The organism is Roseobacter weihaiensis, assembly GCF_020622345.1.
GTDB classification, from domain to species: Bacteria; Pseudomonadota; Alphaproteobacteria; order Rhodobacterales; family Rhodobacteraceae; genus Roseobacter; species Roseobacter weihaiensis.
Genome location: NZ_JACNMO010000004.1, coordinates 52,591 through 77,410, shown reverse-complemented (window position 1 = coordinate 77,410; position 24,820 = coordinate 52,591). Strand labels below are relative to the sequence as shown.

At 60.8% G+C, this 24,820-nt stretch carries 19 protein-coding genes; 6 read left to right on the top strand and 13 right to left on the bottom strand.

From position 1 onward, the window contains the following. Position 1: 1 nt before the first annotated feature. A complete protein-coding gene (locus H7847_RS06080) occupies positions 2 to 736 on the bottom strand; it encodes a response regulator (protein ID WP_227268499.1) in 735 nt (244 codons plus the stop codon). Between the two features lie 85 nt (positions 737 to 821). Here H7847_RS06080 and H7847_RS06075 point away from each other — a divergent pair, with 85 nt between their 5' ends. The 6 genes from H7847_RS06075 to H7847_RS06050 all read left to right on the top strand — a co-directional run bounded on the left by H7847_RS06075 (position 822) and on the right by H7847_RS06050 (position 11,048). Beyond that, positions 822 to 3,038 (top strand): PAS domain S-box protein, encoded by a 2,217-nt coding sequence (locus tag H7847_RS06075; protein ID WP_227268498.1) that lies wholly within the window; start codon positions 822 to 824, stop codon positions 3,036 to 3,038. Positions 3,039 to 3,297: 259 nt separating this feature from the next. Further along, a complete protein-coding gene (locus H7847_RS06070; protein WP_227268497.1) occupies positions 3,298 to 4,371 on the top strand; it encodes a cytochrome-c peroxidase in 1,074 nt (357 codons plus the stop codon). Positions 4,372 to 4,383: 12 nt separating this feature from the next. Then, on the top strand, positions 4,384 to 5,508 hold the full coding sequence (locus H7847_RS06065) for a cytochrome-c peroxidase (protein WP_227268496.1): 1,125 nt from the start codon (positions 4,384 to 4,386) through the stop codon (positions 5,506 to 5,508). Positions 5,509 to 5,524: 16 nt separating this feature from the next. Beyond that, complete coding sequence (locus H7847_RS06060; protein WP_227268495.1) at positions 5,525 to 6,112, top strand: arsenate reductase (azurin) small subunit; 588 nt, start codon at positions 5,525 to 5,527, stop codon at positions 6,110 to 6,112. Between the two features lie 11 nt (positions 6,113 to 6,123). Beyond that, the gene (locus tag H7847_RS06055; RefSeq protein WP_227268494.1) at positions 6,124 to 8,799 is read left to right on the top strand and encodes an arsenate reductase (azurin) large subunit; all 2,676 of its coding nucleotides are present in this window, start codon (positions 6,124 to 6,126) and stop codon (positions 8,797 to 8,799) included. Positions 8,800 to 8,870: 71 nt separating this feature from the next. Continuing rightward, a complete protein-coding gene (locus H7847_RS06050) occupies positions 8,871 to 11,048 on the top strand; it encodes a HEAT repeat domain-containing protein (protein WP_227268493.1) in 2,178 nt (725 codons plus the stop codon). Between the two features lie 777 nt (positions 11,049 to 11,825). Here H7847_RS06050 and H7847_RS06045 read toward each other — a convergent pair. The 12 genes from H7847_RS06045 to H7847_RS05990 form a co-directional block, all read right to left on the bottom strand. Next, positions 11,826 to 12,257, bottom strand: a complete 432-nt coding sequence (locus H7847_RS06045) for a universal stress protein (RefSeq protein ID WP_227268492.1) — start codon at positions 12,255 to 12,257, stop codon at positions 11,826 to 11,828. Positions 12,258 to 12,269: 12 nt separating this feature from the next. Next, positions 12,270 to 15,041, bottom strand: a complete 2,772-nt coding sequence (locus H7847_RS06040) for a TRAP transporter permease (RefSeq protein ID WP_227268491.1) — start codon at positions 15,039 to 15,041, stop codon at positions 12,270 to 12,272. Between the two features lie 101 nt (positions 15,042 to 15,142). Beyond that, complete coding sequence (locus H7847_RS06035; protein ID WP_227268490.1) at positions 15,143 to 16,099, bottom strand: TAXI family TRAP transporter solute-binding subunit; 957 nt, start codon at positions 16,097 to 16,099, stop codon at positions 15,143 to 15,145. 477 nt (positions 16,100 to 16,576) lie between these two features. Next, the gene (locus H7847_RS06030; RefSeq protein WP_227268489.1) at positions 16,577 to 17,620 is read right to left on the bottom strand and encodes an L-idonate 5-dehydrogenase; all 1,044 of its coding nucleotides are present in this window, start codon (positions 17,618 to 17,620) and stop codon (positions 16,577 to 16,579) included. Positions 17,621 to 17,628: 8 nt separating this feature from the next. Beyond that, positions 17,629 to 18,906 carry a TRAP transporter large permease gene (locus H7847_RS06025; RefSeq protein WP_227268488.1) on the bottom strand — a complete coding sequence of 426 codons (1,278 nt, stop codon included), beginning with the start codon at positions 18,904 to 18,906 and terminating at the stop codon, positions 17,629 to 17,631. Next, positions 18,906 to 19,403, bottom strand: a complete 498-nt coding sequence (locus tag H7847_RS06020; RefSeq protein WP_227268487.1) for a TRAP transporter small permease — start codon at positions 19,401 to 19,403, stop codon at positions 18,906 to 18,908. The genes H7847_RS06025 and H7847_RS06020 overlap by 1 nt, the downstream gene beginning before the upstream one ends. Positions 19,404 to 19,481: 78 nt before the next feature. Further along, positions 19,482 to 20,459 (bottom strand): TRAP transporter substrate-binding protein, encoded by a 978-nt coding sequence (locus H7847_RS06015; RefSeq protein WP_227268486.1) that lies wholly within the window; start codon positions 20,457 to 20,459, stop codon positions 19,482 to 19,484. 26 nt (positions 20,460 to 20,485) lie between these two features. Beyond that, a complete protein-coding gene (locus tag H7847_RS06010; RefSeq protein ID WP_227268485.1) occupies positions 20,486 to 21,202 on the bottom strand; it encodes a GntR family transcriptional regulator in 717 nt (238 codons plus the stop codon). 110 nt (positions 21,203 to 21,312) lie between these two features. Then, positions 21,313 to 22,932, bottom strand: coding sequence for a GMC family oxidoreductase (locus H7847_RS06005; protein ID WP_227268484.1), 1,620 nt, complete (start codon positions 22,930 to 22,932; stop codon positions 21,313 to 21,315). Positions 22,933 to 22,991: 59 nt separating this feature from the next. Next, entirely contained in the window at positions 22,992 to 23,357 is a 366-nt protein-coding gene (locus H7847_RS06000; protein ID WP_227268483.1) for a cupin domain-containing protein, read from the bottom strand. Positions 23,358 to 23,370: 13 nt separating this feature from the next. Next, positions 23,371 to 24,006 carry a dimethylsulfonioproprionate lyase family protein gene (locus H7847_RS05995; protein WP_227268482.1) on the bottom strand — a complete coding sequence of 212 codons (636 nt, stop codon included), beginning with the start codon at positions 24,004 to 24,006 and terminating at the stop codon, positions 23,371 to 23,373. Beyond that, positions 24,003 to 24,818: an ABC transporter permease gene (locus H7847_RS05990; protein WP_227268481.1), complete on the bottom strand. Its 816-nt coding sequence runs from the start codon at positions 24,816 to 24,818 to the stop codon at positions 24,003 to 24,005. Before H7847_RS05990 ends, H7847_RS05995 begins: the two co-directional genes overlap by 4 nt. Between the last annotated feature and the right edge of the window lie 2 nt (positions 24,819 to 24,820).

The window sequence follows — 24,820 nt, the reverse complement described above, 5'->3', positions numbered from 1 at the left end:
TTCAGCGCGGGTCTCCCCGCCCCGGATTGTCCAGCTCTGTCGCAAAAACATAGCCCTGACCGTGCACCGCCCGGATCAGTGAGTTGCGCCCATCCACAGGGTCGATTTTCTTTCGCAGCCGGGCCACATGCGCATCGATTGCCCGATCCGTGACAGTGATATTGTTGCCGTAAAGGGCATCCATGATCGCCGCACGGGACAAGACAGCCCCCGCATTGCTGGCCAGCGTATGCAACAGGGTGAACTCAGTGCCCGTCAGCGGCACCGGCTCACTTTTGTCAACATTAACCAACAGCCGCTCAGCCGGGTTGAGTTCGAAACCCATGAACCTGATGTTCGTCGGCTTGGGGGCCAATGCCACCTTTTGCCCTGCCGTGCTGCGCCGCAGGACCGAGCGGATGCGCGCCAGTAATTCTCTTGGTTCATAGGGCTTGGTGACGTAGTCATCCGCGCCAATCTCAAGCCCCACGACACGATCATAGACGTCATCACGCGCCGTCAGCATAATAACGGGCGTCTGCGATGTGCTGCCGATCTCGCGGGCGATGTCCAGACCGTCGGCATCGGGCAGGATCAGATCCAGCACGACCAGCGCATAGTTGTTTTCCGCAAGCCGCGCGCGCGCTTTTGCAGCAGTTGCCGCGATGTCTGTCTGAAATCCCTGCTTGTCCAAAAACCGCTTTAGAAATGACGTCAGCTGCCCGTCGTCATCTACAACAAGAATATGAGCTTCCATCCACTTCTTCCCATTCTTCAATGAGATGGTATCTTGCAAATTCCGGGCCTGTTCACAACAGCGCGGGCAACAAGAGGTCAAAGCCATGCCGGAGAATGTTCACTCGAACGCCTTGTCGAGAACCCGGCGCATTGGTCTGGCCTCGCTGGCGTCTTTGTTTATCACCGTGGGCCTCGGCCTCTTTCTGGGCGTCCAGACCCGCGAGCAGTTCCGCGAAGTCGAAGAGAACTGGAACGAGTATTCCCTCGACATCGGTCAGAAGGGAGAATGGATCAGCGCCATTCGCGGCCACCTGGGCTATGGCGGCATCATCCACAATTTCAAAAACTACGTCCTGCGCAAAGATCCCATCTACCTGCACCGCACCGAAGAACAGATCGATCAGTTTCTTGCGGTCACTGACCTCTACCTGACCGCAACCGCAGATCCGCGCGAACGGGAGGCCCTGCAGATCGTCCGGGAGACGATTTTGCGCTATAGCGCCGCCCTGCCCGTCGCGGTCCGGGCCGCCGAACAGGGATGGCCCACCGAGCGCACAGATACCGCGGTCCGGATTTCGGATACCGAAGCGTTGCAGGCCCTGGCAGACCTCGAACAGATCTGGAGCGTGAATCGTCAGACCAGCGCAGACCGGATGCTGGCGGCGGTCAATCGCGGGCAAACGCTGATCTGGATCGGCTTTCTGTCCATCGCGGCGCTGGTCTGTCTTGCGCTGCTGATCGGGTATCTGCTGGTTTTGCTGCTGCGCGACATGCGCGACGCCGTTCTGCGGCTGTCGGACGAATTGCACCGGAGGCGGGAGTTGCAGAAATCCAATGAACGGCTCGCCCAGGCCGTTGAACAAAGCCCCGCCACGATCTTCATGACCGACACCGACGCCAAGATTATCTATGCCAATCGCCAGTTCGAAAAGATCACCGGCTGGCAGCGCGACGAGGTCATCGGCCAGACACCGCGGTTTTTGCAATCCGGCGACACGCCAGCATCGGAATATGCCGCAATACGGCGTCGTCTGGACAAGGGCGAAGACTGGCAAGGCGTGTTCCGCAACCGCTGCAAGGACGGGTCGAGCTATTGGGCAGAGACCAAGATCCTGCCGCTGCTGGGCGAAGATGGCAGCGTGCGCAACTTCATCGGCATGGGCGAGGACATCACCGAAAAACGTCAGGCCCGCGAGCAGGTGGCCCGCGCCCAGAAGCTGGAAGCCGTGGGGCTGCTCGCGGGCGGCATCGCCCATGACTTCAACAATATCCTGACTACGATCGTGGGGGCTGCCCATCTGGCCGCGATGGATGCGCCTGCTGGCAGTGATATCGAAGTTGAGGTCGATCAGATCGATATCGCGGCCCGGCGCGGCCAAAGCCTTGTGCAGGGGCTGCTGACCTTCGCAAGACGGACACCGGGGTCTTTGCAACCGACCAGCCTGACCGCGGTGATCGAAGAAGTGTCGCGCCTGCTGCAGGCCTCGATGCCACCGACGATTACGCTCAAGCGCGACGGGATCGGGGATGATCTGACTGTATTGGGGGACGACACCTACTTGCACCAGATCGTGATGAACCTGTGCCGCAATGCGGTCGAAGCGATTGGCGCGGAGCCTGGTCAGATTGCCATTGATGCGCGCGTTCTCGACGACCATGTACCCGCAGGCCTTGAGCCGCGCGAGGGCGGCTGGATTGTCTTCTGCGTCTCGGACAATGGCCCCGGCATGAGTGCCGAGACCAAACAGCATCTGTTCGACCCGTTCTACACGACCAAACCGCTTGGCAAAGGCTCGGGCCTTGGGCTCGCGGTGGTCTGCGGACTGATTGAAGAAATGGGGGGCAGGATCAGCGTTGACAGCACACCGCAACAGGGGGCGACATTCACGGTCTACCTGCCCCGCGCAGAGGCCGGTCTGGCCAAAACCGAAACCGCCGCCGCAGAGATGCCCCGGGGGCATGAACGGATCGTGCTGGTGGACGATGAGCCCGATATTGCCGTGACCTTCCGACGGCTGCTGCTGCGTCTGGGCTACCGGGTCGAGGCGTTTACCTCGCCGCTGGTCGCGCTGGAGCACTTTCAGTCTGCACCGGATCGCCCCGATCTTTTGATCTCCGACATGGTGATGCCGGACATGAGTGGCGAAGCGCTGGTCAATGAACTGCGCGCGATCCGATCCGATTTGCCGGTGATCTTTTGCACCGGCTACAACCCTGGCGGGCTGAAGATCGATGGCCCTGAACCAGAGGTCATGCATAAACCGATTGATCCTGCACGCTTGGCACAGCGCATCCGATTCTTACTGGATGCTGCGCATTAGGTCCTGCTTGCTCCGGATCAAGTAAAAGTGCCGGTTTCGTCACAACCCGTCACAAAAAGTCACAAAAAATTGGCTTGTTCGCAACATTTATCACGCGTTTGCGTCGTAAGGTTAACGCAAGCGAAGAATGCAGACAGTGGGCAAACTTCCTCAACATGACGATCTCTGACCGCTAATCCATCGGCGCTTGAGAGGTTTAAAGACGCGGTGAGCACCGCATGACCCAGGTCGTCCCGCGGCCCAGGAACAGGAGACGTTTATGCTCAAAAACCTCACCCTTATCTGCTCGCTCCTTGCCGGCACCGCAACCCTCGCCCAAGACACTGTCCCGATCCCGCCGATGGACGTGGATGCGGCCCGTGCCGAACTTGGCAAACGTCTGTTTTACGACACGCGCCTGTCTGGCGATACCTTCCTGAGCTGTGCCAGCTGCCACCAGCCCGACAAGGCCTTCACCGACGGTGAAGCGCTGAGCGCGGCCTACACAGGGGCCGGCCATTTCCGCAACACTCCGACGCTGGCCAATGTCGGATACCGCGACGCCTGGATGCATGATGGGCGTCTGGGCACCAACCTCAACGACGTCGCCCGCGAGATGATCACCGAAACCTACCTGATGAACATGGACATGCGCATCATGCAGGAGCGGCTCAAGCAGGACCCGAAGTATGTCGAGATGTTCGCCGCAGCGGGCATGTCAGAACCGAGCAATGGCGGCGCGCGCAACGCGCTGATGGATTTTATGAAAACCATCGTCTCGCGGGACGCGCCGGTTGATACCGGGACCCTCTCCGCCGCCGCCGAACGGGGCAAGGATATCTTTGAGGGCAAGGCCAACTGCGCCGCCTGCCACACCGGCCCGCGCTATACCGACGACAAGCCGCACAACACCGGCGTGCCGACAAACCCCGATATCTGGGCCTCGGCAGAGCGTCACTCCGCCTTTGTGACCTATGCCAAGTTCATGGGAGTCGAAAACTACATGAACCTGCGCGAAGACCTCGGGGCCTATGTCCGCACCCACCGGGCCGAGACCAAACGCAGCTTTCTGACACCCACCCTGCGCGAACTGGTCTGGACCGCGCCCTACATGCACAACGGCACCTTTGAGACGCTGGCGGATGTGATCGATTTCTACGACGGTGGGGGCGGCGGCGATGCTCTCAAGGACCCGCGTCTGCAACCGCTGGGTCTGGTGCCGAGCGAGAAATCGGACCTGATCGCCTATCTCGAAGCGATGTCCGGCGAGAGCTTTGACACGGACGCCTATGTCTGGCGCGAGGATGACTACGATTACGAAGTCATCGAAGACTGGAAAAACGTCCAAAACTAAGGAGGCAGGACCATGAAACATCTCACCCTATACGCTCTGGGTCTGGCCACTTTGGTGGCGTCACCACTGGCCGCACAAGATCGCCCCGAAGAGCTTTCCGCCTTGGGGCCGCCCCCGATCCCGGCGGACAACCCGATGACGCCTGAAAAGGTCGCACTGGGGGAAAAACTGTTCTTTGACCCGATCCTGTCAGGTAACAACGGCATGCCGTGTTCGGCCTGCCACGAGCCCAGTGCAGGCTGGGCGGTGCAGGACAAGATCAGCTTTGGCTATCCCGGCACCACGCATTGGCGCAACAGCCAGACCATTGTGAACTCGGCCTATTACGGCAAGCTCTTCTGGGCCGGAGCCTCAGGATCGCTGGAGCATCAGGCCCGCTCTGCCGCGCGCGGCGGGGTCGCCGGCAACGGTGAAGACGACATGATGGAGGCCCGTCTGGCCTTTGTGCCGGAATACCGCGCGGCCTTTGCCGAGGTGTTCGGTGATGACTGGCCCAGCATCCGCCACGCCTATATGGCCATCGCCGCCTATCAGCGGACGATTGTTCAGACCGATACGCCTTTCGACAACTACATGAACGGCGATGACGGCGCGCTGAACGAGGCGCAAAAGCGCGGGCTGGATCTCTTTACCGGCAAGGCAAACTGCGCGACCTGTCACAACGGCCCGCTGCTGAGTGACGAGAAATACTACAACACCGGCGTGCCGCCCTATGACGGCTGGGAAGACGACGCCCTGGCGCAGATCACCTTCCGGTTCGAACTTTTCGCCAAGGGCTCCACCGAAGAGATGTACCGCACCACCAAGGATGATCCGGGGCTCTATTTCCGCACCAAACAGAAGTCGGACAAGGGCAAGTTCCGCACGCCCAGCCTGCGCTACACCGCCTATACCTACCCCTACATGCACAACGGGATGATCGAGACGCTGCGCGATGTGGTGGTCTTCTACAATGAGGGAGGCGGCGAGAATGAATTTGCCGCCAACAAGTCATCGCTGATCCAGCCTCTGGGCCTTTCGGACCCGGAAATCGACGACCTCGTCGCCTTTCTGGAAAGCCTGAGCGGTGACGAAATCCTCCCCGAAGCGCCCGAGGTGCCCGTAATGGAACCTCTGCCGCTCGCAGCCAACAACTAAGCAGGAGACAGGACATATGAACGATCTTGATCCCAAAATCCTCGCCGCGATCAACGGTGAGAATGGCGAAGCCGCGAAAGCCGGCACGCGCAAATGCCTGATGAACCGGCGTCAGTTCCTGCTGACCAGCGGCATTGCGACCACCGTGGTCATGGTGGGTGTGCCCGGCATGCCAGAGGCGCAGACACCCGCTGTCGTCTCGACATATGAGCGCAAATTCATCACAAAACTCAGCACGCTGATGGTCGATGACCCTTTTGATTTCGAATACCCCGACGAGGGCGAATACGCCGAAAGCATTCTGGTCAAGCTTGGTCAGGAGGCCGGAGGGGGTCTGGGCCCGGATAAGGATGTGGTGGCCTTCAACTACACCTGCACGCATCAGGGTGGCCCTTTGCAGGGCACCTATCAGGCGGCGGACAAGGCGCTTGGCCCCTGCCCGCTGCACCTGACCACCTTTGATCTGACACGGCACGGCATCTTCATCTCGGGCCAGGCCTATCAATCGCTGCCGCAGGTCCTGCTGGAACTGGAGGGCGATGACATCTACGCCGTCGGCATGTTTGGCCTGATCTACGGTCGTTTCGACAATCTGCAGGGCTGAGGAGAAACAAAATGTCCACACCATATTACGTGCCCGAACAATCCGTTCCGCTGCCACCGCCCGACGCTGATGTGATCTCGACCGCTTGCGATTACTGCGTCGTGGCCTGCGGCTACAAGGTCTACCGCTGGCCCGTTGCGGGCGGCAAGGTGGGCGGACCCGCCGCCGATCAGAACGCCTTTGGCGAGGATTTTCCCGTGGCCCCCCTAGGAGCCTGGGTCGCGCCCAACCAGCACAATATCGTGCTGCACAATGGCGCGCCGCACCACATCGTCATCATCCCCGACAAGGAAACGGACTTCGTCAACTACTCGGGCAACTCCTCCATCCGGGGCGGGGCGCTGGCCAAGAAACTCTACAATCCGCAGACACCGACCCGCGACAGGTTGAAATCCCCCATGGTGCGCATGTTCGGCGTGCTGATGCCGGTCACCTGGGATTTCGCGCTGGAGATTGCCGCAGAGGTGGGCAATCACGTGCTTGAGAAACACGGCACAAATGCCTATGGCGTCAAGACTTTCTCTTATGGTTACATGGAGAATACCTACGCCATCACCAAATACGCCCTGCGCCACCTGCGCACCGCGAATTTCACCTTCCACGACACGCCGTCGGATGTGTCTTCCACCCCCGGCTTTCGGGATGCAGGCTTCGACAACTTCGGCCCCAGCTACGACGACTGGGCCGAGGCCGACACGCTGATGATGTGCGGCACTGACCCTTACGAGTCCAAGACGATCCTTTTTACCGACTACATCATGCCCGCCATTCAGGGTGGCCAGAAGACGATCTTCATGCTGCCGCGCCGCACCGGCGGCACCGCCTTTGCCGAAAAGAATGGCGGCCTTGTGCTCGACATCCAGCCCGGCACCGACCTGCCCGTGGTTCTGGCCATCGCGCGGGTCATCGTGGAGAACGGCTGGCAGGACGACGCCTGGATCGAGAACTGGGTCAACAACAAATGGGAAAGCTCCTCGGGCTTTGGCCAGGGCACCCGCAACACACCGTGGCAGTGGCGCACGACCTGGGGTAAATTTCAGACCGACGGGTTCGAGGACTGGAAGGAATGGTTGCTGGCGCAGGACTATGCCGAGCCTGAAAAGGCTGCTGAAATCGCCCAGATCGACGTGCAGAAAATCTACACCGCCGCCGAATGGATGGCCAAACCCCGCGAAGACGGCACCCGCCCCAAGACCTCGATCATGATCGAGAAAGGGTTTTACTGGTCGAACAACACCGGCAACACGCAGGCGATCTCTGCCTTGGGGATTACTGTGGGGGCGGGCGGGCGGCCCGGTCAGGTCATCGGACGCGCCGGGGGTCATCAGCGCGGAGGTCTGCGCGGCGGCGGCTATCCCCGCAACAAATCACCCGAAAAGCTGCCCGGACGGCGGCGCCGCGCGATGGACACCGACCGCTATCTGATGAGCGGTCACACGCGGCTTGCCCATGTCATCGGCACCACCTGGGTGCAGGCGATGTGCGGCTCGCAGTCCTTGCAGGCCAAGTTCGACGAGCTGACCACGCGCAACCCGCATCAGGTCCAGAGTTTCGAGAAACAGGATATCATCGACACGCTGAAAAAGCGCACCGACAGCGGCGGTATGGTGGTCTGGGATCAGGATATCTATCTGGTGGACCCTATCGGGGCGCGCTACGCGGACATCGTCTTTCCCGCTTCTGGCTGGGGGGAGGAGACCTTCACCCGCGCCAACGGCGAACGTCGCCTGCGGCTTTACCCCAAATTCTACGACGCCCCCGGCGAGGCCAGGCCCGACTGGTGGATCATCGCCAATCTGGCCAAGAAGATGGGGTTCGAGGGCTTCGACTGGCAGACCTCCAACGATGTGCTGGAAGAGGGCGCGCGCCATTCCCGCGGCAGCCGCAAGGATTTCAACATGGTGCATGTCGCGGCAAAACGCGAGGGCAAGACCCTGCACGAGAAGTTTGCAGAGTTCGGCACCAATGGCATTCAGGGCCCTGTCATGATGCTGGCAGACGGCTCGCTGGAGGGCACCAAACGGCTGCATGACGTCAACCGCGTGCTGCCGGATACCGGCCCGCAGGGGGCGAATGTCTTCAACAAGAAACTCACCCACTTCAACAGCCAGACCGGCAAATGCAATATCCAGAAAGCACCGTGGGATCTGTTTTCGAGCTATTGGGAATGGATGAAGCCGCGCGAGGACGAGATTTGGATCAGCTCCGGCCGGATCAACGAACGCTGGCAGTCAGGCTATGACGACCGGCGCCGGCCCTACATCGTGCAGCGCTGGCCCGAAAACTGGATCGAACTGCATCCCACCGTGGCCGAAGCCCGTGGCATCGAAAACGGGGACTACGTGCAGGTCTATTCGGACCGCATCCCGGTGCAGACCAACACCATCGTCGGGGTGGAAAGCTCTGATTTCGATTTCGCCTCGCTGCTCCGCAACGGGCATATCGAGCTGACCAAGGCCTCGATCACGGCGGTCGCCATCGTCACCCCTGCGGTCAAGGAAAACCTCGGCTATATGGATTTCCTGCACACGTCGCAGCCCGCAAACGCCTTGTCGGGTCGTGTGGTGGACTGGATCAGCGGCAACTACAACTACAAGATGGGTGTGGGCAAGGTGCGCAAGATGGGCGAAAGCCCCTACAAGCACCAATTCCGCTCCATGTCCTTTGCGCGGCGCGACATCGCCTGATCTTGGCCCTGTCTGCCCGGCCCTTTCGCGGGCCAGGCAGACAGGGCCTCACGCTGTTTCAAGGAAGACCCATGCTGGACCAAAGCCAACCTCCCTCGCGGACTGATTGCCCCGACCCCGTACCTTTGCTGCTGGATCAGATCGCAAGCCCGAACGATGTGATCCGCACCGGGGCCGTGCGTGCGGCGGCAGCCGTCGCAGCAGACGATCCGCGGGTGCGCGCAGCCCTGCTGGCCTGCCTGCTGGACGAAGACCCGGATGTGCGCACCGATGCGATGGATAGTCTGCGTCTGTGCGCGCAGCCCGAAGACGCGCCGGTCTTGCGCAAATCCCTGATGGGCGACCCCGTGCGAGAGGTCAAACACGCCGCGATCCTGACACTTGCAGCCCTGGGCGACGTGGGCTCCATCCCGGTGTTGCGCCAACTCGCTCTGTCCCGCGCATCAGGCGACATCGCCTGGGAAGACGAAACGGACGCCTGGGATGACTGGCTCGATGTGCAGGTGATGGCAATCGAGGCGCTGGGGCACCTCAAGGCCACGGACGCCATCGAAGACATCCTCGCCGCCCGCGACGACGAAGAGGGGCAGGTGCTTGATGGTCCGGTCTTTGCCGCTCTGGCCGCCATGGGCAGCGAGGGGGCGACATGGCTTTTGTCCATCGCCCAGTCCGAACAGGGTCTGTCGCGCAAGCGTGCGTTGGAGAGCTTGGCCGAAATGACCCCCTCGCTGTTGGAGGACTACGCCGACTATGTGCTGGAGGACGGCGCGGCAGATGTCCGGCGGCTTGCGATCACGTGGCTGGCCCCCGATGACAAGCGTCTTGAGGCCCTTTCCCTACGCGACCCGGAGGCCGGTATTCGCGCGGAGACATTGGCGCGCATCGCTCCGCATCTCCCTGATCTGGCGATCTCGGCGTTGTCAGACAACAGCCCTGCGGTTCAGGCCGTGGCCCTCGATCATCTGGCGCTGCCGCTTGAGGCGAAGCTGCACGCGACCGTCACGGAAAACGCCTTTGCATGGTGCCGCGTTGGCGATGAAAAACTCGCCTCGGCGGCGGCACGGCTTTTGCCCGACCTCGCCCCGAAGACATCGGCCCCGGCCTTACTGGCGCTTGCGCAGGACACCGCCCGCCCCTTGGCCGCGCGGCTTGAGGCCGTCAAAGCCATCGCCCGGCTTGAGGATGAGCCTGCCACCGAAAGGCTGACGGGGCTTCTTGGCAATGAAAGCCAACAGGTGCGCGCGGTGGCGCTGACCTGCCTGACCACGCTCTGCCGGCAAGGCGATGCCGTGGCCGGAGAGGCGCTGGCCGTGGCCATGGCGGGTACGCTTTTATCCGCAGAGCACGCCGTTGTGGCGCATCAGGAGGCTGGCGGTCCAGACGTTACCATGCCCAAAGCGGATGCGCCCCCGCGCGGGCATCTGCGCATTTCACGCGAGGGCGACATCATTGAAACCGATGCTGCCGAGGCCCCGCAAGCCATTCGCTCCACGCTGGAGGTCATCCAGCAGGCGGGGCGCGAAACGCCACCTGAACCGATCCAGGCGACGGATACCCCCGAAGAAACCCCCGCCAAACGCCGCCACCGCAGACCCGTTGAGGGACCGGAGGCGGTTGCGGATGATCTGCGGGTCCTTGCTCTTGGGATTGCAGGCGATCTGGATCACCCACGTATCGCAGACGCTGTTCTGGGGGCGCTTAACGACGCAGAGGAAACTTTGCGCCTTGTGGCATGGCGCGCGCTGCTCAACCGGGCCCGGACAGGGCTGAGGGGAGCAGAGACCTTGGCGCAGGCAACCGCAGGGCTGAAAGATGAAACCCCGGCAATCCGGTCCGTTGCCGCCGATATCCTGGCCTTGGATGCCGAGGCGGCGCGGGGCCTGCGGGCGTGCCTTGAGGACAGTGATGCGCTCTTGCGCGCCGTGGCCGTGCGGCATGCGGCAACAAACGTCGAAGCTGTCTCGGCCCTGGCCGATCCCGCGAAGATGGTGCGCGGTGCAGCACTGGACCGGTTGCTCGATGATCCCGATGCGGTGCACAGCACCCCCATCTTTGACGCGTTGAGCGATGCGGATCACATCGACAGCCTGGCAGAGGCCTGCAGCAGATCGGATCATATTCTGACCCGGAGCATCCAGGCCCTGGCGCAAAAGGACCTCGCCCCGCGCAAGGCCCATGTGCTTTTGGAAGCGCTGGCCGCCTGCACGCCGACATCTGGCGAGAGGTCACCGCAGGGCATGACAGCCTGACAAACAGGCGCACCGCGATGGAGCTACAGCCCCTCACGGCCTCGCAGCGCGCAGGACGCCGCCCATCCTCACCGGACCTGCTGATCGTGAACCGTTTTGGTCGGGCTGAAGCGACGACGCCCGCCTCTACCCGGGCGGACCGGCTCCGCCCTGGCTGAGTTCCAGCAACGCCAGCCCGCGCGGTGACCCTGGACCAGACCGTTTCATCAATGAACGCGCCATCAGCGGCGATCAACTCAGCGGCTTCAAGAGCGGCAAGATCAGGAAGATCGTCGCGGGCAGCGCCCACCTTGCCCGACCGTCGGAAAGACCCCCAAAAGGCAGGTCATTCGGCGGAAAAGGGACCGTAGCGTGGTTTGAAGACGCCCCTCAAAACCGGCAAAGCGTGGTTCTGGCGTTGCTTTTCCCTGTTGTTGGTCTTTGACTGGCAGCAGCGATTACCGAGCCTGGCAGCCCGTCTTCAGTTTGTCGATTTTCACCATGGATAACATGGCGCTATCAAGCTTTCGATATTCAGATCGGCCGGGCCGCATCAAGTTTTTCAGCCCCCCGCCGCATTGTGCCCATCAGTCGAAAGGACGCGACAAAAAGCACAATGGCACCTTGACCCGACCTGAATCTTTCAGCTTTGTGCTGATCCATTCAGATGACCGCTCGTCAAAATCTTTTTGCAAGAAAGCCCGGCCAACCCGCCGGATCCTTCTGCGATCACTCAACCACGCGGCCAAGGGATACACCGGTCAGAACTTTTCCTTTAGACTGCAGCCAGCAGAGCCATCACGCCCTGACCACCAACACCGACACGGCCGATCTGCGCACGACCCTATCCGCATTCGAGCCCACGAGAAACTCGCGCACGCGGTCCGGTTTATGCGAGGCCATCACCACCAGATCACATTTGGACTGATCGATGATCTCGAGGATCTTTTGATGGATGTCACCAAAGGCCAGATGCTGCTGAACGGTCACATCCTCAGGCACTTCGCGGGTCACGAGATCGTTCAGAGCCTGGCTTGCCGCTGCGACTGCCTTTGCCTCAAAATCGCTTGGGAAAAAGCTCTCTACCAGGGGCGTTCCCAGATCGGGCACGACCGACAGAACATGCAACCGGCCCTTTGAGGCACGCACCAACTCGACCGCCTGCGGCAGGGCTTTCTGCCAGGAGGCTTCGTGATTGAGGTCAACGGTCAGCAGGACAGAGTTAAACAAGAGATATCCTTTCTATGCGGCAGTGGCTGTGCGTTGGCTGCGTTCATTGCGCCCGCGCTGAAGAAACACGATAAGGCCGAGCACCATCAGCGCGGGGATGAACATGAGGTACTTGGTCGGTTGATCCGCCGGGCGGAGCACTCGCAACACCTCCTGATCCCAATCCAGCCCTGCGGTCGCCGCAGCGCTGCCGAAACTGACGTCATCAATGATCAGCCTGTCACCATCGCTTCGGAACACCAGGCCGGCGTTCTCCAGCCGTTCTTCCCCGGTGGCCCCCTCTTCGATATCGAGCAGGGCGACAAATTCGATCGGGTCACCAAGGTCGTTCAGCCCTGAAACGCGCAGACGCAGGTACTCTCCCACCTCGGTATCGAGCGCGGCCTGGGATATCTCTGTCGGGTCAACCTCGGCATAGGGCGGTGCGACCATATCCATCCAGAATCCGGGCCGGAACAGCGTGAACGCGACCAGCAGCAGGGCGATGCTCTCGTAAAACCGGTTTTTGGCGAGGAAAAAACCCTGCGTCGCCGCTGCAAAGAGCAGCATCGCTATGGTTGCGACAATGAAGACAAATACCCCCTGGGCCGCGGTGACATCGATCAGCAAGAGCTCGGTATTGAAGATAAAGAGAAACGGCAGCGCCGCTGTTCGCAGGCTGTAGAAAAAGGCGACGACGCCGGTTCTGATCGGATCCCCCCCCGAAACGGCAGCGGCGGCAAAGCTTGCCAGACCCACGGGCGGTGTGACATCTGCCATGATGCCAAAGTAGAACACAAAAAGGTGGACTGCGATCAGGGGAACGATCAACCCATTTTGCTGGCCAAGCGTCACAATCACCGGGGCCAGCAGGGCCGAGACAACGATATAGTTTGCTGTGGTCGGCAGCCCCATCCCAAGGATCAGCGACAAAACCGCCGTCAGCAGCAGGATGGCCAGAATATTGCCGCCCGAGAGCACTTCAACCACATCTGCGAGGGCGGAGCCGACGCCGGTCTGGCTGACAGCACCAACAATGATGCCCGCCGTGGCGGTCGCAATGCCGATACCGATCATGTTGCGCGCGCCGGTTTCCAATCCGTCGATCAGATCTCTGCCACCCTGCGCCACCGCTGCCCCAAAGGCACTGTCCCTGCGCATCAGCGCAGTCAGCGGGCGTTGGGTGACAAGGATGAACACCATGTAGGTCGTGGCCCAGAAGGCCGAGAGCCCCGGCGACAGGCGGTCCACCATCAGCGCCCAGACCAGGACAACCACCGGCAAGATGAAATGCAAACCGGAGCGGACGGTCGGCCCTGGCAGGGGCAGCGTCGTCACCGGCGCGTTGGGATCATCCAGTTCCAGCGGTTCCTCTTTCGAGGCAACGTAAAGCAGCCCGACATAGACCAACGTCAGGAAACCAAAGATGATGTAGCCTGCCGAATTCGGGAAGGCGGGCCGTATCCAGCCCATGCCGTAATAGACAGCAAAGGACAGCGCACAGATCGCCGCCACCGTAAAGGCGATCCCGATCAGGCGCTGCACAATCGGCTTGGGCGTATAGGCGCGTGGCAGGCCTTCCATGCCTGCCTTCACCGCTTCCAGATGCACGATATAGACCAGCGCGATGTAGGAAATCACCGCCGGCAGGAAGGCGTGTTTGACCACGTCGAAATAGGGAATGCCCACGTATTCCACCATCAGGAACGCCGCGGCCCCCATCACCGGCGGCATGATCTGCCCGTTGACGGAAGACGCCACTTCGACAGCCCCCGCTTTTTCCGAGCTGAAGCCCACTTTCTTCATCAGCGGAATGGTGAAGGTCCCCGTGGTCACCACATTCGCGATGGACGAGCCCGAGATCAGCCCCGTCATGCCGGAGGACACGACCGCAGCCTTGGCCGGGCCCCCTTTCAGATGCCCCATGAGGCTGAAGGCAACCTGAATGAAGTAGTTGCCCGCCCCTGCCCGGTCGAGCAGAGAACCAAAGAGCACGAAGAGAAACACGAAGGATGTGGATACCCCCAAGGCGATGCCAAAGACACCTTCGGTGGTGATCCACTGATGGTTCACGATCTCGGAGAGGCTGTTGCCCTTGTGCGCGATGATGCTGGGCATGTATGGGCCCAGCACGGTGTAGACCAGAAACACCGACGCCACGATCATCAGGGCCGGGCCAAGCGCGCGGCGTGTGGCTTCGAGAAGCAGCATGAGGCCAATTACCGCGACCACGAAATCCTGCGCAATCGGCGCGCCAACCCGTCCGGAAATGTCCCGGTAGTAGACATAAAGATAGAGCGCCGCGAGGGCACCGACGACGGCAAGGCCCCATTCCCAGACCGGCACCTTGTCCTTGGGTGACCCGAGCACCACAGCCCCCACGACAGCGAGCGCCACCAACGGAATCCACCACGTGCTGGTATCCGCCTTGGCCCCTGTCATGAACAGAAACGCGAGGACGACGGGCACGATGATCCCTAGCCCCAGTTGAAATTTTGTGCGTGCCGCAGGGAAGGCTGCAAAGGCAAGGAACATTGCAAAGGCAAGGTGGATCGACCGGCTTTCAGTATCGTTGAAGACGCCCCAGCCGACCATAAAGGGGATCGGCGATGCGATCCAAAGCTGAAACAGCGACCAACAAAGCGCCACGCAGGTCAGAAACACACCAACGGGGCCTGTCGCCCCGCGCCCGCCCGTGTCGGAGGACGCGACCAGCGCGTCCAGTTCTTCCTGGCTGAGGCCACCGCGACCGTCGGCGGTGGCTTCCACAGCAGCGGCCTGCTGTTGGTTTGAAGTGTCCGACATTTTAATCCCCCTGCCGCCCGTTTTCAGGCGCGCCTACTTTTTAAATGTACGATGCGCCGGGATTGACCCGCCGCATCTTTCCTTATCAATAAATAAAAGGCTTACATCCAGCCGCGCTCTTTATAGTAGCGCTCCGCACCGGGGTGCAGAGGGGCCGAAAGCCCAGCCTGGATCATCTCTTCCTCGGTGAGGTTTTCAAAAGCAGGGTGCAGGCGCTTGAAACGGTCGAAGTTATCAAAAACCGCTTTGACCACCTGATAGACGACTTCATCATCGACATCGGCCGAGGTTACAAAGGTTGCCTTCACACCAAATGTCGCAGTGTCGTCAGGGCTTCCTTCATACATGCCGCCTGGAACACTGGCGGCCGCGTAGTAGGGATTGTCGGCAATCAGTTTGTCGATCTCAGGCCCGGTCACCGGGATCAGCACTGCATCCACGGTGGACACGGCCTCCTGAATCGACCCATTGGGGTGACCAACGGTATAGATGATGGCATCCACCTTGTTATCACCAAGGGCCGCAGCCTGTTCGGCAGGCTTCAGCTCTGAGGCGAGGGCAAAGTCATCCATGGTCCACCCCAGCGCATCCATGACAACCTGCATGGTCGCAAACTGACCCGACCCAGGGTTGCCGATGTTGACCCGCTTGCCTTTCAGATCCTCGAAAGACGTGATCCCCGCATCCGCGCGCGCGATCACCGTGAAGGGTTCCCCATGCACAGAAAACACCGCGCGGGCATTTTCAAACTGATTGCCTTCAAACTCGGATGTGCCGTTATAGGCATGGTACTGCCAGTCAGATTGGGCGACGCCCATATCCATGTCACCAGCCATAATCGCGTTGATATTGGCGATGGAGCCGCCCGTAGAGGGTGCCGTGCATTTGAGGTTGTGATCCGCCGTTCCCCGATTCACCAGACGGCAAATCGACTGGCCGACAACAAAGTACACCCCTGTCTGACCGCCGGTCCCGATGGTGATGAACTGTTCCTGCGCCGTTGACGCGGGCCCTGCCATCATGGCACCCGCAAATGCCAAATACTTGAAAATCTTCATGGTTTTCTCCCAGTTACTCTAACTTACTCCGGCCCGCCTTGACGGAGGGTCTTTCGCCCGTACAGGACCTGTCGTTGACTGTTCTGCGGCCCTGTACTGCCCCTCCCCCCAGACAGCCCCAAATGCATTGAAGGGCCCCCGGGAGAGGTCGTGCCCGCTGAGAGTGACGAAGGCTTATGATTCACGCAACACAATTCCTGCGGGAATGGGAATTTGTTAAGTCATTCAAATATAATGGCAGCCTCTACGCCAGAAATGCGCCCTTGATGCTGGTGTTCAAATCCCCGGCAGTACATCAAGCTGTGCCGTGCCTCCGGCGAGCAACGCCACTCAAATAGGCGTCAAACGCCACCACCTGCGGCCTGGCAGAGCAATAGCACCAGAGGGTCAGGCGCTCTTGAGGTCTGTCCCGAGACCCAAGGGCCGGCTTGTCATGCTCTGCCCGATGACAGCAGGATCGGCGATGCGCAGCCCACCCTACGGATTGAATATGAGTTGCACTTTGACAGCGCTCTCTCTTTGCGTCGCTGCTTCAAAGGCAGATATCGCGTCATCAACCGAAAAGGTCTGGGTGAGAATTGGCGACACATCGATCGCCTTGCTATCGATCAGTGCGACCGCTTCCGCAAACTCGGGATGAAAGCGATGCGTTCCTTGGAACGTTATTTCCTTGCCGACAATCGCATTGATCGGCAGGTTCAGACTTCCGGCGACCCCAACCTGAACAATCGTCCCGCGCGGGCGCACAGCCGCTATCGCGCCCAGGATCGCCGGTGCCGCGGCAGAGCATTCAAAGACCACATCAAACAGCCCTCTTTCCGCACAGTATTTTTCAAGATCATGTGGGCTGGTGCGCACATTGATGCCACCCGTTGCCCCCATCTGAAGCGCTTTTGAGAGCGTAAAGTCAAAAAGATCCGTCACGATAATCTCATCCGCCCCCCCGCGCGCCGCGACGGCCACACAAAGCGCACCAATCGGACCGGCCCCGGTCACCAGCACTTTTTTACCCGCCAGATCCCCGGCCTGAAGTGCCGCGTGCAAGCAGACCGCCAGGGGCTCGGCGCAAGCTGCATGCGCGAGAGAGGTGCCAGCGCCAACCCGGTGGCACTGCTCCGCAGGGACGCATATCTGGCTGCGGAACCCGCCCTGCACATGGGGAAATGTCCGTGCTGACCCAAGAAACCGCATGTTTTCACAGTGCTGAAATTCCTCCCTGCTGCAATGGTGACAGGTATGACAGGGCCGGCTCGGACTGACAGCGACCTTGTCACCGATGGCCAGCTCCCCTGCCTCCGGGGGAACCTCCAAAACAGTCCCCGATATCTCATGGCCCAGAATGAGGGGCTCTCGCACCCGCACCGGCCCAAAGCCGCCGTGCTGAAAATAGTGCAGATCGGACCCGCAAATCCCCCCATGCGAGACCGCCACCAGCACCTCACAGCCTTGCCGGTCGGGCTTTTCAATCTCGTCAACGCGCAGATCATTCCGGGCGTACAGGGTACAGGCCTTCAGGGTCACGGGCGCTCCTATTGCAAGACAATCGATGGCAACCACGTTGCGAGTGCCGGAACATAAGACACCAACAGCAGGATTGAGATATTCGTGATGATAAAGGGAATGATTGCGCGCACGACCGGCGTAAGCGGCTGCCGGGCGATCCCGGCACAGACAAAGAGGCAGACCCCAAGCGGCGGCGTTGTCAGCCCGATCATCAGGTTCAGCACCGCAAAGGTCGCAAAATGCAGCGGATCGATCCCCACCGCCTGCGCCAGGGTCAGCAGCGGCACAAAGAGGATGATCAAGGCGGCAATCGTCTCCATGAACATGCCCACAAAGAGCAGCAGGATATTCACGATGATGATCACCACGAACTTGTTGTCGGTAAAGGACAGAACCGCCGCCGCGATGGCCTGCGGGATACGCTCTGACACGAGGATCCAGCCGAACACATTGGCAAAGCCCACCAGAATGAGGATACCTGACGCGGACACGGCACTATCAATGACAATGCCGGGGATCGCCCGCAACGGGAGCTCGCGGTAGATCAGCACCCCCACCGCCATCGCGTAAAGGCTTGCGACAACAGCGGTTTCCGTAGGGGTGGCGATGCCGCTCAACAGCCCGTAGAGGATGATCCCGGTCATTGCGATGGCCCAGAAGGCACCGGCAAAAGACCTGCCGATTTCACCGACGCCTTGCCATGCCTGTTTCGGAAATCTCTTGCGGCGGGCGATCAGATAGGTGGTAATCATCATCGCAAAGCCCATCAGGATGCCCGGAATGGCCCCCGCGAGGAACATCTTGCCGACAGAGATGCCCGACAGCGCGCCGACGATAATCATCGGCACGCTGGGCGGTATGATCGGCCCGACCGTCGAGGATGCCGCCGTCACCGCAGCAGAGAAATCCGCCGGGTAGCCCGCTTTCTTCATGCCCGGGATCATCACCCCCCCAATGGAGGCGGCATCGGCCACCGCGGTGCCGGTGATGCCACCAAAGAGCATGGAGGCGCCGACATTGGTCAGACCCAACCCGCCCCTGATCCAGCCGACGAGCGAATTTGCAAAGCGGATGATCCGTTCCGTAATCCCGCCGCGGTTCATTAGATTGCCCGCAAGGATGAAACCGGGGATGCTGAGCAACACAAAGACATCCATGCCCGCATACATCTTTTGCGGCATGACAACCGGTGGCAGGCCCATAACAAGCAGATAACACAGGGAGCTGAGGCCCAGCGTCACAGCCACCGGAATGCCGATCACGAGGCCGAGGACAAAGACCGCGATGAGAATGGTCAGACCCACTAGACCGTATCCTCGCGCGCATCCGGCAGACCGTCATCGCCCAGAAAAATCATGCCAAGGACCCTGAAAGACGCAAACAGGCACAGCAGGATCAAAAGCGCCATCACAGAGAAATGCACGTAATCCATCCGGACCGCCATCGCAGGAGAGGTTTGCAGCGCACCAATGGAGACGTATTTCCAGGCGGCCGGAACCAGATAGGCACAAAGCCCCGCAGTGGCGGTCGCAGAGATCAGCCTCAGACGCCAGGGCCAGTGACCGCCCAGGGCATCGCAGACCACATCGACATTGACCAGATCACCTGACCGCAGGGACAACCCGGCCCCGAACGCCACCATGTAGAGCATCGCGTAGCGGGTCAGCTCTTCGGTCCAGATCGGCGACGCGCTCAAGGTCCGGCCAATGACCTGCGTGAGCACCGCCACGATCAGAACCAGAAATGACAGGCCGATGCCCGCCCGACAAAAGTGAAAGATGATCTTTTCAGCTTTGCGCATTGATGAGGCCCCGGTCAGAGATAGAGAAGCTGCCGGGCCAGGCCCGGCAGCTTCGGGGAGTATCGAAAACCCGATGCCTCAGTTGGCAAAGAGGTCTTCGACAATGGGTTTGATCTCATCCGAGACATTTGCCAGAACCGCATCTCGGGCGGCGGCCTGAAACGCTGCACCGTCCACATCGACGAATTCCATGCCCTTGTCTTCAAGATACGCCTTGTCCGCGGCGAGGCTTTCGAGCAGCAGGGTACGCTCATACGCCTGCGCGCGGGCCCCCGCCTCGATCACGGCAGCCTGATCCGCCTCGGACAGCCTGGCCCAGGTCGATTCCGCAATCGTCAGATAAATCCAGGACCGGACATGTTCGGTCTGGTTCACATAGCCCTGAACCTCGTTGAAGTTCGCGGACCGGATCAGGGCCAGCGGGTTTTCCTGCCCGTCAATGACACCGCTCTGCAGCGAGGTGAACACTTCGGAAAAGGCCATCGGGGTGGGTGCGGCCCCAAGCGACTTCCACACATCGACAAACAGCGGTACGTTCGGGACCCGCATCTTCATCCCGTCCAGATCAGCAGGTGACATGATGGGACGTTGTGACGTCAGATTGCGGGGACCGCGCGCAAAATAGGCAATGGGACGGACCTGGGCCTTTTCGATGATCTGTGCCTTGACGGCCTCGCCAATCTCACCGCCCGCAACCTCGTCCATATGCTCCAGCGAGCGATAGGCGTAAGGCACCGCCAGCAAGGCCGCCATCGGGGCCCAGTTCTGCAGGCTTTCGCCGGTAATCGTCATATCCACCGTGCCAAGCTGCATCCCGTTGATAAGATCAATCTCCTTGCCGAGGGACTCGTTCGGGAACACTTCGACAGCAATCCGACCGTCGGTCAGCGCACTCAGCTCTTCCCCGAATTTCACCGCCGCCAGGTGCCAGGAATTCTGCTCGTTGGCCAAGTGCCCGAGTTTCAGCGTCATCTCCTGACTATACGCTGCCGTACTGGCTATAGCGGCCAGGCACCCTGCCACGGCCAGTTTCTTGATCCCTGAAATAAATGTCATGTTGTCTCCTCCGTCTCGTTTGCTTTTTATTCGCCGGTCAGCGCCCGTGAATTTTCGAAATAATCAGGGTAAAGCTCCTGAATTTCAGGTAATGAATTCAATATCTCGCGCAGATGCTGGCGCGTGGCCGCTTTTGCTGCCGCGACGTCCTGCCGCTCTATCTGATCGACAATTTCGGTATGTTGCCGGATCAGCCTGGCGATCGGCAACTCCTCGAAGGTGATGAAACGTACCCGGTCCATCTGCGACTTGACCGGTTCGAGATAGTCCCAAACCCCTTTCAACCCCGCAGCCGACGCAAGGGAGATATGGAACGTCTCGTCCAGTTCTATGAACTGTTCGGGTGATCTGTCTGCCACGCGGGACTGTTCGGTCAATTGTTCTCGCAGGTGGCGGATCAGCGCCGGATCAGCGCGTTCCGCGAGTTTTCCGACGATATCGGCTTCGACCGCTTCGCGTACGAAGCGACCATTCAGCACGGCCTCAAAATCGATACGTTTGACGAAAGTGCCACGTTGGGGGCGGATCTCGAGCAAGCCCTCGTCCACCAGCGTGATGAAAGCCTCGCGGACGGGTTGGCGGCTGACGCCGTATTCCTTGGCAAGCTCGGGCTCTGACAGGCGACACATGGGTTTCAGGTCGTTCCGGATGATCCGGCTGCGCAGAACGATGCGAAGCTGCGGGCTCACGGCTTTGCCATGATCCAGTTGCCAAGCATCGATATCGACCAACGCCAATGCCATTTGTTCCTCCCCCAGGCACGATACTTGCCTACTACCATACAAGTCAACAGGAATTAACATATCCCCTGAACGGACCCGATGCCCGGCGGGCTTTGGGGACGACGGCCCGGTTACATCGCGACCTCCCGCAGAATGAGATCGGAAGCCTTTTCCCCCACCATGATGGCAGCGGCATTGGTGTTGCCGGAGACAATCGTCGGAAAAACAGACGCGTCCACAACGCGCAAACCCTCCAGCCCGTGCACCCGAAGATGCGCATTCACCACATCGCTTGCCGGGTCTGGCCCCATGCGGCACGTGCTGACCGGGTGAAAGACGGTACCTGCGCGGGCACGGCAATCGGCCAGAAAATCCTTATCTGTTTGAACCTGGGGTCCCGGTGCCAATTCCGTCTCGATGATCTCTGCAAGCGCGGGAGCCGACGCCAGGTGCCGCATCAGTTTCGAGGCCTCGATCATCTCCTGTATATCCAGCTCCGTGGCGAGGTAGTTGGGATAGATCGCAGGCGGCGCGAGGGGATCGGCCGAGCGGATTTCAATATGACCCCGGCTCGTCGGGCGGGTGGGTTGCGCCCCCATCAGGAAACCCGGAAACGGATCGGGGTTCATCAACGGCCGCTTGCCCGGCGGCGCCTTGGTGTAGCTGACAGGCGAGAAAAACACCTGCATGTTGGGGCGCGCCAGCCCCGGTCGTGAGTACACAAACCCACCCGCCTGATTGACGCCCACGGACAGCGGGCCGCGCCGCGTCAGCGCATACCGCATCCCCTGGAACAGTTTTCGGTGCCAGCCCTGCAGCTGCGTGTTGAGCGTGGGCACTTTTGCGCGATAGAGGAAGTCAATCGCCAGATGGTCCTGCAAATGCCGCCCCACTCCATTCAGCGCGTGCACGACCTCGATCCCCCGGTCGCGCAGCAAGGCCCCCGGACCAACCCCCGAAAGTTGCAAAAGCTGCGGCGAGTTGATCGCGCCTGCGGACAGGATCACTTCGCGCCGGGCAGTAACGCGTTTCAGCCTGCCGTTCTGACGGTAACAGACGCCTGTGGCCCGTTTATCCTCAAACAGAATTTTCGTTGCCAGCGCGCCTTTGGCAATTGTCAGATTGCGGCGGCGCTTTGCAGGCCCGATATAGGCGCGCGCGGCGGACATGCGCATGCCTCCCTTGGCGGTGTTCTGATAGGTGCCGAGCCCTTCTTGAAAGGCCCCGTTGAAATCGGTGTTGTGCCGGATCTGAAGCTGCCGGCCTGCCGCGATAAAGCTCTGGCAGAGCGCGTGCAGATCACGTTCCATCGACGCCACATGCAAGGGCCCGTCACCGCCGCGAAAATCGTCTGCGCCCCGGTCGTTGGTCTCGGATTTGCGGAAATAGGGCAGCACATCGTCCCAGCCCCAGCCGGGATTGCCCATCCGGTGCCAGTCGTCAAAATCTTCCGGCTGGCCGCGGATGTAGACCATCGCATTGATTGCGCTCGACCCCCCCATCAACTTGCCCCGCGGCCAGTAGGAGACCCGGTTGTCCAGCGCGGCGTTCGGCTCGGTCTGATACATCCAGTTGACGCTGCGTTTGTAAAAGGTCTTGCCGTATCCGATCGGCATCCAGATCCAGAGATTGAGGTCACTGCCTCCGGCCTCGAGCAGTAAAACCGAGTGTTTACCGTTCTCGGTCAAACGGTTGGCCAGCACACAGCCTGCCGATCCCGCACCGACGACGATGAAATCAAATTCAGACATGCCTCGGCTTCGACCTCTTATGTCTCTCTTCGCTGTGACAACGCATTCGCTGATCCCGCTCAGCCGGAAGCGGCCGCGCTGATGATGTAGAGCTTGCGCATCTGCGCGTGGATGATCCACTCTCCCGTCCAGCCCTGCGGCAGGATCAGCAGATCCCCCGGCCCGATGTCGCGGGACGCCGAGCCGTCGCTGTTGCACACCGTGGCGCGCCCCGACAGGATGTGGCAGTATTCACCGCCGCCGGTCCGGTCCGCGGTAAAATGACCTGGCGTGCATTCCCAGACCCCGATGGAGGTCAGCCCATCCTCGGAACTCCAGAGCTTTCGGGCCGCCTCCTGCTGTCCCGGTGTCAGGGTTGTGGGTTTGGGGGCGAAACCGCCCACATCAAGGCTGGACAAATCGCCAAAGCTTTGCGGGTCAATCATGGGTATCCTCATTTCAGGGCTCAGCAGAGCCGGGGGGGCCACCGGCCCCGCATGACGCAGGGGCCTCCAGGCGGTAGTGATCTGCGCCGATCTCTCCGCGCCAAGCCCAGAGGGCCAGCAACGGCTCTTTCGCCGTCTGCATCGCGTGGGGCTGCCAGGGCAGATGGTGGACGAGCTTTCCCGCCCTGCACAGACCGATGGGGCGCCCGTCGATCTGCCAGTCCGCCTGACCTTGCAACAGCAGATAGATCTCTTCGGCGGCGTGGCTGTGGGGAGGGTAGCCAAGCTGCGCGTCCTGAAACAGAAACCCAACGCGAACGGCCTTATGGCGGATATATCCCGTGGGACCCAGGAGTTCGACAACGGCCATCCGGTCGGCCAGCCTGGCAGGTAATCTGCCAAAGCCGGGGGCACGCCAGGGGAGCGACAACAGGGCCTCCACCGCGCGTCCGAACAGCGGGTCGTTTGAGTGCGCCACCGCTGCGGTCAAGGCCTCGCACGGCCTGACGGTGGCAGGCGGTGGCCCATCGGCAGGCAGCGTGGTCTGCACAAGCGCATCCGCCACGGCCTCTGCCATGTCGTTCCCGGAGGACTGCAGCTTTTCTGCTGCGGCGTCCAGCAGGGTACGCAGGGCCAGTCGGTGCGTCACTTCCTCTGCTGCCCGAAGACCTGCGCCAGCACCATCGCGCCGGTTGTCACCAGCACCATGATGGTCGAGATCGACGCGATGGTCGGATCGATCTGGTCGCGCAGCGCATTGAACATGTTGCGGGTCAGAGTGGGATTATCCCCGCCCGATATGAACATGGCAACGATCACCTCGTCGAAGGAGGTCAGGAAAGACAAAAGCGCACTGGTCACCACCGCGAATTTGATCTGCGGCAGCGTCACGGTCAAAAAGGCCCTCCAGCGCGGCGCGCCCAGACTACGGGCGGCCTGCTCCTGGCTCATGTCATAGCCCTTGAGCGCCGCCCCGGTCACGATCACCACCAGCGGCAGGGCCAGCACCGTATGGGCCAGCACCAGCCCGGTGACCGTGTAAAGGATCTGCAACTTGACATAGGCGTAAAACGCGCCAACCGCGATCAGCACGATCGGCACCATCATGGGGGTGATCAGCAGCACGAAGGCGATGCGGACAAAGGCGACCTGTGAGGCGTGCAAGCCATAGGCGGCCAGCACGCCGATCGGGGTGGCCACCAGCATGGTCAGAAAAGCCACCTTGAGCGAGGTGCGCGTGGCCAGCATCCACTCTGCCGAACCGAAATAGTTCTGATACCAGCGGGTAGACCAGGTCTCGGGCGGGAACTCCAGATACTGGCTGTCTGAAAAGGACATCGGGATCACGATCAGCGTCGGCACCACCAGCAGGATCATGATCACAACCGACAGCACATAAAGCCAAAGCCGCTGGCCATGGGTCACCTGCGTCTCGGTGGCGGGCGATGTCAGCCAGCGCATGC

Excerpts from the sequence above, each read along its gene's own strand:
- H7847_RS06040 (WP_227268491.1), bottom strand. The coding sequence starts at position 15,041 with ATGTCGGACACTTCAAACCAACAGCAGGCCGCTGCTGTGGAAGCCACC.
- H7847_RS06035 (WP_227268490.1), bottom strand. The coding sequence starts at position 16,099 with ATGAAGATTTTCAAGTATTTGGCATTTGCGGGTGCCATGATGGCAGGG.
- H7847_RS06060 (WP_227268495.1), top strand. The coding sequence starts at position 5,525 with ATGAACGATCTTGATCCCAAAATCCTCGCCGCGATCAACGGTGAGAAT.
- H7847_RS06000 (WP_227268483.1), bottom strand. The coding sequence starts at position 23,357 with ATGATTGACCCGCAAAGCTTTGGCGATTTGTCCAGCCTTGATGTGGGC.
- H7847_RS06005 (WP_227268484.1), bottom strand. The coding sequence starts at position 22,932 with ATGTCTGAATTTGATTTCATCGTCGTCGGTGCGGGATCGGCAGGCTGT.
- H7847_RS06020 (WP_227268487.1), bottom strand. The coding sequence starts at position 19,403 with ATGCGCAAAGCTGAAAAGATCATCTTTCACTTTTGTCGGGCGGGCATC.
- H7847_RS06075 (WP_227268498.1), top strand. The coding sequence starts at position 822 with ATGCCGGAGAATGTTCACTCGAACGCCTTGTCGAGAACCCGGCGCATT.
- H7847_RS05990 (WP_227268481.1), bottom strand. The coding sequence starts at position 24,818 with ATGCGCTGGCTGACATCGCCCGCCACCGAGACGCAGGTGACCCATGGC.
- H7847_RS06050 (WP_227268493.1), top strand. The coding sequence starts at position 8,871 with ATGCTGGACCAAAGCCAACCTCCCTCGCGGACTGATTGCCCCGACCCC.
- H7847_RS06065 (WP_227268496.1), top strand. The coding sequence starts at position 4,384 with ATGAAACATCTCACCCTATACGCTCTGGGTCTGGCCACTTTGGTGGCG.
- H7847_RS06055 (WP_227268494.1), top strand. The coding sequence starts at position 6,124 with ATGTCCACACCATATTACGTGCCCGAACAATCCGTTCCGCTGCCACCG.
- H7847_RS06015 (WP_227268486.1), bottom strand. The coding sequence starts at position 20,459 with ATGACATTTATTTCAGGGATCAAGAAACTGGCCGTGGCAGGGTGCCTG.
- H7847_RS06010 (WP_227268485.1), bottom strand. The coding sequence starts at position 21,202 with ATGGCATTGGCGTTGGTCGATATCGATGCTTGGCAACTGGATCATGGC.
- H7847_RS06080 (WP_227268499.1), bottom strand. The coding sequence starts at position 736 with ATGGAAGCTCATATTCTTGTTGTAGATGACGACGGGCAGCTGACGTCA.
- H7847_RS06070 (WP_227268497.1), top strand. The coding sequence starts at position 3,298 with ATGCTCAAAAACCTCACCCTTATCTGCTCGCTCCTTGCCGGCACCGCA.